The sequence below is a fragment of the Binatus sp. (SeqCode) genome, from assembly GCF_036522015.1.
Lineage (GTDB): Bacteria > Desulfobacterota > Binatia > Binatales > Binataceae > Binatus.
Genome location: NZ_DATDGQ010000085.1, coordinates 1 through 7,876, shown reverse-complemented (window position 1 = coordinate 7,876; position 7,876 = coordinate 1). Strand labels below are relative to the sequence as shown.

9 protein-coding genes are annotated in these 7,876 nt (G+C 61.7%); 4 read left to right on the top strand and 5 right to left on the bottom strand.

The window, feature by feature from the left end; genetic code table 11:
* The 3 genes from VIW95_RS03630 to VIW95_RS03620 all read right to left on the bottom strand — a co-directional run.
* Nucleotides 1-195 (bottom strand): hypothetical protein (locus VIW95_RS03630; protein ID WP_331584052.1); only part of this gene is annotated, 195 nt, incomplete at its 3' end.
* Nucleotides 192-722, bottom strand: a complete 531-nt coding sequence (locus VIW95_RS03625) for a hypothetical protein (protein WP_331584051.1) — start codon at nt 720-722, stop codon at nt 192-194. The genes VIW95_RS03630 and VIW95_RS03625, both read right to left, overlap by 4 nt.
* Before the next feature lie 326 nt (nt 723-1,048).
* Nucleotides 1,049-4,237: a phospholipid carrier-dependent glycosyltransferase gene (locus VIW95_RS03620; RefSeq protein ID WP_331584050.1), complete on the bottom strand. Its 3,189-nt coding sequence runs from the start codon at nt 4,235-4,237 to the stop codon at nt 1,049-1,051.
* Nucleotides 4,238-4,387: 150 nt separating this feature from the next.
* Between VIW95_RS03620 and VIW95_RS03615 the strand changes: the two genes are divergently transcribed.
* A complete protein-coding gene (locus tag VIW95_RS03615; protein ID WP_331584049.1) occupies nt 4,388-5,050 on the top strand; it encodes an alpha/beta hydrolase in 663 nt (220 codons plus the stop codon).
* Nucleotides 5,051-5,052: 2 nt separating this feature from the next.
* Here the strand turns inward: VIW95_RS03615 and VIW95_RS03610 are convergent, their stop codons facing one another.
* Nucleotides 5,053-5,811: a cyclase family protein gene (locus VIW95_RS03610; RefSeq protein WP_331584048.1), complete on the bottom strand. Its 759-nt coding sequence runs from the start codon at nt 5,809-5,811 to the stop codon at nt 5,053-5,055.
* 48 nt (nt 5,812-5,859) lie between these two features.
* Between VIW95_RS03610 and mazG the strand changes: the two genes are divergently transcribed.
* The 3 genes from mazG (at nt 5,860) to rpsT (ending at nt 7,264) form a co-directional block, all read left to right on the top strand.
* Nucleotides 5,860-6,657: a nucleoside triphosphate pyrophosphohydrolase gene (gene mazG / locus VIW95_RS03605; protein WP_331584047.1), complete on the top strand. Its 798-nt coding sequence runs from the start codon at nt 5,860-5,862 to the stop codon at nt 6,655-6,657.
* A 9-nt stretch (nt 6,658-6,666) separates the two neighbouring features.
* The gene (locus VIW95_RS03600) at nt 6,667-6,912 is read left to right on the top strand and encodes a hypothetical protein (RefSeq protein WP_331584046.1); all 246 of its coding nucleotides are present in this window, start codon (nt 6,667-6,669) and stop codon (nt 6,910-6,912) included.
* 64 nt (nt 6,913-6,976) lie between these two features.
* A complete protein-coding gene (gene rpsT, locus VIW95_RS03595; RefSeq protein WP_331584045.1) occupies nt 6,977-7,264 on the top strand; it encodes a 30S ribosomal protein S20 in 288 nt (95 codons plus the stop codon).
* Nucleotides 7,265-7,288: 24 nt separating this feature from the next.
* Here the strand turns inward: rpsT and holA are convergent.
* Nucleotides 7,289-7,876: DNA polymerase III subunit delta (gene holA / locus VIW95_RS03590; protein ID WP_331584044.1), on the bottom strand; the 588-nt coding region annotated here is incomplete at its 5' end.

Below are 7,876 nucleotides of genomic sequence, written 5' to 3'. Positions count from 1 at the left end.
AAAGTCGTTGATCCAGAGCACGCCCTTCTCGACCATCGAGCGGATCAGGTCGAAGCGGAACGCGATACTCTGGTCGGCGCCCTGGTAGAAGTAGGCGTAGGTGACGAACGGGATCAGGAAGATTGCGGCTTCGAGTTGGCGGCGGCGATCCTCGGGCGAGATCGCGCGGCTGGAGTTCGCCACGCCCCACTTCATCGCTTCTTCGGGCGCCCCGACATGGCGGCGCGAATCGAGTTGAAGATGCGAAAGTCGTCGTCGCCATAAATGCGCCAACCGGCCCATGCGATTCCCGCCAGCGCCAGGAAGGTGACCACCAGCGAGATTGGCGAGCCGATCGGCACCGGAGCACCCTGCTGCCGAATCGCATTCAAGTCGTAAGTGGGAGCCGCGTTGGGAGGGGGCGCGTCAATCGCGACGAGCGACGCATTTCTGAAAAATGCCTTGCCGGTGTTGAGGCTGCCGAATCCTCCCACTCGTAGCGCGACGTCGATGTCGGCGCCGTGTCCTCCAACCTTGAGATACAGCGTCACGCGCCGCCAGTCGGTGGTGCCGTGGATGTCGGCGGACATGATGCCGTCTTCCATGACCGAGATCGAAGCGCCGGATTCCTTGGCGCCGACATTTTCGGTGCGGAGATCGACGCTGAGCTGGTACCATCCGGGCGGCACGGTCAGCGGTTGCATCCAGCGCCCGTCATTGGCCTGGAGGTTATCGACCTCCATCTCGCTGGGCTTGTCGGTGTACGAATGCCAATGGGTCTGGAAGGCCTCGGGGCTGTTGATCCACGCCTCGGTGCGCCACGAGTCGGGCTGATCCTCGGAGCCTTTTTTGAAATCGCCGTTGAGCAGAAGGTTCTTTTGTTCAGCGGCTGCGGCGCGGCGCGGAGTGGAAACGGCGGTGAGCGTCGCGCAGAAACAAATTGCGCAGAGGAACCTAACCCCTAACCCCTTCCCGAGCGGGAAGGGGGACCGGATTGCTGGAAGTAACCTCTTCCCTCCAGGGAAGTGGAACAATCGCGCGGGGCCACGATACCTGCGTCGAAGCGCGATCAGATCCAATTGCGTATTCCGCCTGATGACAGCCACATCCGCGCATAGTAGCCCTCGCGGCTAATCGGCATGCCGACCCAAATCGGGAAGTAGTATACGAACAGAATCAGCGCGGTGAGCGCGAACGCGCTCGCGACGTATCGGCCCGCGTGCGGAGTGCTCAGCAGCATCAAGACGTACCCTGCGATCACCGCGATGAACACGAGCCACGCCGGCGTCGGGGGCAGGCCCAGGAAAAATACCGGCGTCATCGTCAGCAACAGCGCCAGATGCTCCCACGGCTCCGCGCGTTCCTTGAAGCAGTCGGCGAGCAAAATCGCGAGCGCCAGGTATCCGAAATAAACCGACGCCATGTAGTGGTAGAGGAACAGCGTGCGGCCGATCCACGCCCAAATCAGCAGGTAGCTGAGGTAGCCGATGACGAGAAACGATCGCGTCAGGCTCGGGCGCTCGATCGCGCGTACGGCGGTGATCGTGATCGCGGTCAGCGCGCCCCACCACAGCAGCGGATTGCCGCCGCCCCAGACAGTCTGCACGTCTCCGGTCTTGGGAAAGTTCTGCCAGTAGGCGATCGGACGGAGCATCAGCGGCCAGCTCCACCATCGGGAGGAGTACGGATGCGTGGCGGACGAGACGCTCTGCTCGTACCAGACGACGTCTTTGTAGTACTTGAACAGATCCTCAATACCGCCCCACCATCCGAGCCAGTAATGCGGCAGGAACACCGCCAGGTAGGTGATGGTGGCGACAGAACCTACGAGCAGGACCGCGCCAAGGCTCATCGGCTCGCGGATGAACGCCAGACGAGTTTGCAATGACGTCGTCGGGAACATCAGTCGGCTGCGCACGAAAATCTCGGCATAGCGGAGCGCCAGGATCGCGATGACGACCAACACGACGTATCCGGCGGGCGCGCCGCTCAGTACCAGTGCCCCGGCGACGATTAGACAGATCGCGGCGACAAAGATCGCCGAAGTTCGATCGTAAAGATCGATTTCCGCCGCGACCTGCGCAGTCGTCTTGCCCTTCTTCACTTTTGTGCGACCCGCCAGCACCTTAAAATCGACTGGGGCGGGGTTCGGTGCAGGATTGGCCGCAGCCTCGGGAAGATCTCTTGCGATCACGTAAACGATGAAGCCCATCACCAGCAGAAAAGTGATCGCCGGGATGTAGAGTTTGCTGGCCAGGCACAAACCCAGCGCCAGACCAATCCACGGCAGGATGCGTCGGCGCGCTTTTGCATCGGGCGTCTCAGCGAATTTAAAAAAGAGCAAGTACGCGACTGCCCCGCAGGTGAGATAGACGATGTCGATTACCGCGTAGTGCGAATCGACCAGGTACAGTCCGTCGCAAAGTATGATCGCGCCCGCGAGCGCGCCAACCAGCCGCGAGCCCGTTAGCCGGCGCCCGAGCAGATACGTGATTCCGACCAGCGCAGTGCCAATCGTCGCATTACCGACTCGCCAGCCGAACGGGTGATCGCCGAAAATCCAGATGCCGAGTGAGATTACGAGCTTGGCCAGCGGAGGATGAGGATCGAGGAACGACTCGCCATGCAGATAGTGACGGCCCTGCGCGACGAAATGGACTTCGTCGAAAACGATCTCGGCGGGATGCCCCAGGTGCCAGAAGCGCGTGATTGCCGCGGCGATCAGCAGAATCGAGATGACGATCGTGTCGATGGCGATCCAAGGCGGGGCGGATGCCGGCTCTTCGACGTAGTCTTCGATCTGCCGGGGCATCGCGAATTTCTTGAAGAACTCACCGACCGCGTCGGTCTCACTGCTCGCGTCCTGCATCTGCGTCGAACCCCAATAGACGGACAGTCCGAGCGCGACCACGTTAAGCGCCGAGGTCGCCATCGCGAGCCCGTCGCGCGCGTCGAGGAAGACGACGGTGTTGAGCGTGTGCAGAATGTAGGCGAGGTTGATGAAGCAGGTGATCGTGAGGATCACAAACACCGCGAGCATCTCGGGTGCTTCCAGAGCCAACGGCACCGCCAGCGCGATGGCAGGGTACATGTAGCGCTCGTGCATCCGGGGCGCGACCATGAAGAATCCGAAAACCGCGATGAACGACGCGAACAGCAGTCGGGTGGGCGTGCGGCCGCGCCACAAGATCCACGCGACGAATGCGTACAACGGGACCAACAGGCTCATGCCGAGCGCGAAGTACGATACTCCCGCAAGGGTGTTCGAGTCGGCCTGCCGGAGTCCACCGAGCAGCGCCATCAGGTTGAATGCGTTGACCGAGGTCTCGTGATAGTAGGCCGCGGTCGAAGTGTAGAGCTTTATAATCCAGTTCCACTCGTGGCCGATTTGGAACGGCGCGATGCCGATGATCGCGACGGCGATCAGCGCGATGCCCGACCTGATCCAGGTCGCGAAGTCGGTCTCGAGCATCGTCCACACGCCGAGCACCGGGAGCATCATCAGTCCCTGCGGCTTCACCAGCACCGCGATTGCGGCGAGGCCCCATGCGATTTCGTACTGCTCTCCGAGAATCGCCAGGATGCTGAGCAGAGTGACGAAGGTCATCACCGAATCGCTCTGGCCCCAAACGACAGTGTCGAACAGCAGTGGTGGATTCAGCGCGATCATCATCATCGCGATGAACGCCATCTCGGGCCGGCCGCCGCGCCATATGAACGCGTACATCAGAATCGCGAGCGCGAAGTCGGCGACGATCGCGGGACTTTGGATTATGACGCGGTAAAAGTCTCCGGTCGCGCCGATGCTGTGCGCGATGATCCCAACGACCCACAGCCCGTACAGATAGCCGGGGGGATAGTCGAGGAAGAATCCCTGCTGATAGGTATGCGCGGGACCGAACGTCGCGATCTGGCTCGCCCACGCCTGGTAGTCGCCAACGTCGGGGCCAAAGCCGGGAAAGTACGGCATCACCACGAGCTTCAAGACGGACAGGGCGGCGAGAACCAGCAGCACGGGGACGAGGCCGGAGTCGGGATCCTCGCGCAGTGGGCGAAGGTAGTCGATGAAGGCGTAGCCGACCAGCGCGATGAGAATCGCGGCGGCGATGAATCCCGGCAATTTGCCGGTGGCCGCTTCGGGGGACGATGCCGCTGCGATTGCGGCTACCGCCAGTGCGGCGACGCCCCACGGCGCAATTCGCGCCCAGGCTCCCCACCCTTGAGGCTGGTCCTCCGCAACCTTCAGACTCTCGATCATCCTGCTATTGCCCCCATCGCGCGCCGCTAAAATAGCGGTTATTTGCGCCGCGATGAACAGGCTGCGGTTTCGGCGTTTGCAGGTCTGCGGCTGGCGAGGGCGCTCACGGGCAGTCTATTATTCGGCATTGCCGCGAAGGAGAACGCATCGATGCGACTGATCCATACTGTCTACGAGCCCGCCGGTGAAGGACCTCATCCGACGCTGATCGCGATGCACGGGTTCGGCGCCAGCGCGCTCGACCTGCTGGGACTCGCCCCGTACATCGCAGACGGCCGCTTCATGGTGATTTGTCCGCAGGGTCCGATGGAAGTGCCGATCGGCCCGACGCGCGGCTACGCATGGTTTCCGATTCGGATGGGCGCGTCGCCCGATCGCGGCGCAATCGACGACGCCAACAAGATGGTGACCGAGTTTCTCAACGAGGCACTGAAAAAATATCCGGTCGATCGAAAAAAGTTGGTGGTGCTCGGCTTCAGCCAGGGCGGCATGATGGCGTATCGGCTCGCGATTAGGAATCCATCGAAGTTCGCGGCGCTGGTCGCGCTCTCGACGTTCTTTCCGCCGGATTTGAAAGATGAGGTCAACGATCCCGACGCGCTCGAAGCGCTGCCGACGCTCGTGCAGCATGGCCGCGCCGACGAGATGATCGAGATCACGCGCGCGAGAGCGTCGGTGGAGTCGCTGCGCACATTGAAGGTGCCGCTAACGTATCGCGAGTACGATTGCGGCCACGAAATAACCGCCGAAGGCCTGACTGACTTGTCGAACTTCCTCACCGAGAAGGTTCTCGACCCAATCGTCAAGCCGTAACCCTACTCCTCGACAATAGCGACTGGGCGCACCCAGCCGGCGCTGCCGCCGGTGATTTTGATCGGCAGTGCGCTCACCTTAAATCCGAACGGGCGCCGGATTGCGCCGAGGTTGGCGAGCTTCTCCATGTGCAGGTGCTCGCGCTCGCGGCCGACGAAATGCGCGGGGAACAGCGCGTCAGGCTGACCTTCACGCAGCCCGCGAGCCATCGTCGCAAACGACACGTCCATCGCGATCGCGTCGATGCCGATCAGCTTCACACCCTGGTCGAGAATAAAATTCTGGCCCGCGACCGACAGTCCTGCCTGTCGGCGTACGTAGTCTTTGACGTTGTCTAGATACTGGTCGCTGCCGGTCCACAGCAGCACGATATCGAGCGGCTTGAGCGCGTAGCCGATGCGCGAGAGCTCATCCTTGATGTCCTCGACGCTGATGTCTTCGCCCTCGCGATACCGAAAATCCAGGCGGACGCCGTCGCCGTAGCACCATTCCAGCGGAATCTGGTCGATCGTGCGCGCTGGCTTGCCCTCGCACAGCGGACCGAAGTGCCATGGCGCATCAATGTGATTGCCCGCGTGCCCCGTCAACGTGATCGTTTCCCATCCGAGCGCCATCGATTCCGGATAGTCGCCGACGTCCGATCCCTTGAACAGGCGCAGCATCGCTCGCGCGCCCTCCTCGTGGCTGACGCGTTTGAAGCGATAGTTCCACGGCGGATACGGGGCCGCGTCGAGCGGCACCCCGATGTCGATAATTTTCACAAGCGCTCCTTGTTGGGTCCCGGCAAGATTCTAACTAGGATCGCCGTCATGAGCGATGACACCAATGCTGCGCCGGCATTCGCGAAACTGCTCGCAGTGGTCAGCGAACTGCGAGAGCGATGCCCGTGGGATCGAGAACAGAAACTCGCCGACACTCCGCGCCACCTGATCGAAGAGGCGTATGAAGTCGCCGACGCGATCGCGCACGGTAACCCGCCCGACATCGCGGAGGAACTGGGCGACGTGATCGTGCAATGCCTGTTTACCGGGGTGATTCTCGCCGAGGATTCGCGGCTCAATATCGCGACCGTGATGCAAAACGCGGCGGACAAACTCATCCGGCGGCATCCGCACGTTTACGGCGACACGCGCACCGATTCTTCGGAGCAGGTCCTCGAGAACTGGGAACGGATCAAGGTGGATGAGCGCGCGAGCAAGAATCCGGACGGCGCGAAGAGTCTCGTGCACGTCGGCCGCGGGTTGCCCTCGATGATGCGCGCGGAGAAACTCGGTGAGAAGGCACGTCGCGCGGGCATGGATTGGGCAAACATCCGCGAGGTGCTGGCGAAGGCGCGCGAAGAAATCGACGAAGTCGAGCAAGCGCTCGATCGCAACGACACCGTACATGCCGCCGAAGAGTTAGGCGACCTGATGCTCGCGATCGCCAACGCTCCCCGCTTCATTGGCAAAGATGCCGAGCAGACGCTCCGCGCCGCCTGCGACAAGTTCGTCGCCCGCTTCGACGAAGTTGCAAGAATCGCATCATCGCGCGGCCTCGATCTCAAAGCGATGACGCCTTCAGAAATCGACGCTCTGTGGAATGAGGCAAAGGAATCCGATGGCTAAGGAGCATCTATGAAGAGAGACTTCGCGCTGAGACTCGATACTTTTTTGTGGAGCACGCGGGAGAGTCTTGCCCATATCGCTGACTACATGAGAAACCACGTCTCCTGTGGCGATCTGTCGGACGAAGAGTTCAAGCGCTATCTTGAATTTATCGGCAAATGCATGGGCGAAACGGTCAAGATGTCGAATCGTCTATACGAAGAGTTCCCCGATATCATTCCAGATGAATTGAAAAACGACTGGAAACCGAGTTAGGGCACTTCCTAAAGGGGACCGGTGTATTGCCCCCGCCTGCGCGCGCTGTTAGAAATGACTGGTTATGCCTCATATTCCCGTTCATCCGTCGGCCGAGAAACGTCATCGGCAAAGTCTCAAGCGCGCCGAGCGCAACCGCGTCGTCCGCACACGTGCCCGCACGTTGGCCAAGACCGCTGCGGAAACTATCGCCACCAGCACTGACGAAGCGAAGGCGCAGGAAGCGCTCAAGCAGGCGACCAAGGTGCTGTACAAGGCGATCAGCAGCGGCACGATGCATCGCAATACGGTGCGGCGCAAAGTTGCGCGGCTGTCCGCCAGCCTGCATCGCAAGTTCAGCAAGAAAGCGTAAAGCGTCCGCTCGAGCGAGCGGATCCTAGTCGGGCGCGGTCATCAACTCGAGGAGCAATCCCGCGAGTGCTTCTTCGCGCGCTTTGATCGTGCCGTCCTTGAATCCCGCGTCCATCGCGCACGCGCGCCAATAGGTGCGTTCGAGGCGCGCCAGCCCGAAGCGCCGCGCTCCCTCGATTGCGCGCGTCGCCAGCCCGCTTTGCGGCGGCAGCCCGAGCGCAGCGGCGACCTCGCCCTGACTTCTTCGCGCCGCCATCATCGAGGCCGCGATCATCATCCGGCGCATCATCGGGATAATCTCGACCGCAAGAATCTCGAAGACTTCGCGGCCGAGCGCGAGTGCGCGACCCAACTGCGCCAGCGCCGCCGACGCCCGTCCGCGCGCGACGCTCTCCGCCAGCTCGAATGCTTCCGGCATCCGGCGCGCGCCTTCATCCAAATCGCCCGGCTGCACCAGTTTGCCGGGCTCGGCGAATATCGTCACTTTACCAAGCGTGTTGGCGACGGCCGCCAGGTCTCCGCCGTGACGTGAAATAATCAGATCGAGGGCCGCGGGCGACAACTTTAATCCGGAGGACTGCGCGAACGCGTTGACGTACTGCTCGATCTGATT

What these genes read in the sequence shown, in the direction of transcription:
- VIW95_RS03625 (WP_331584051.1), bottom strand. Translation starts at nt 722, where the DNA reads ATGGAGGTCGATAACCTCCAGGCCAATGACGGGCGCTGGATGCAACCG.
- VIW95_RS03620 (WP_331584050.1), bottom strand. Translation starts at nt 4,237, where the DNA reads ATGATCGAGAGTCTGAAGGTTGCGGAGGACCAGCCTCAAGGGTGGGGA.
- VIW95_RS03615 (WP_331584049.1), top strand. Translation starts at nt 4,388, where the DNA reads ATGCGACTGATCCATACTGTCTACGAGCCCGCCGGTGAAGGACCTCAT.
- mazG (WP_331584047.1), top strand. Translation starts at nt 5,860, where the DNA reads ATGAGCGATGACACCAATGCTGCGCCGGCATTCGCGAAACTGCTCGCA.
- VIW95_RS03600 (WP_331584046.1), top strand. Translation starts at nt 6,667, where the DNA reads ATGAAGAGAGACTTCGCGCTGAGACTCGATACTTTTTTGTGGAGCACG.
- rpsT (WP_331584045.1), top strand. Translation starts at nt 6,977, where the DNA reads ATGCCTCATATTCCCGTTCATCCGTCGGCCGAGAAACGTCATCGGCAA.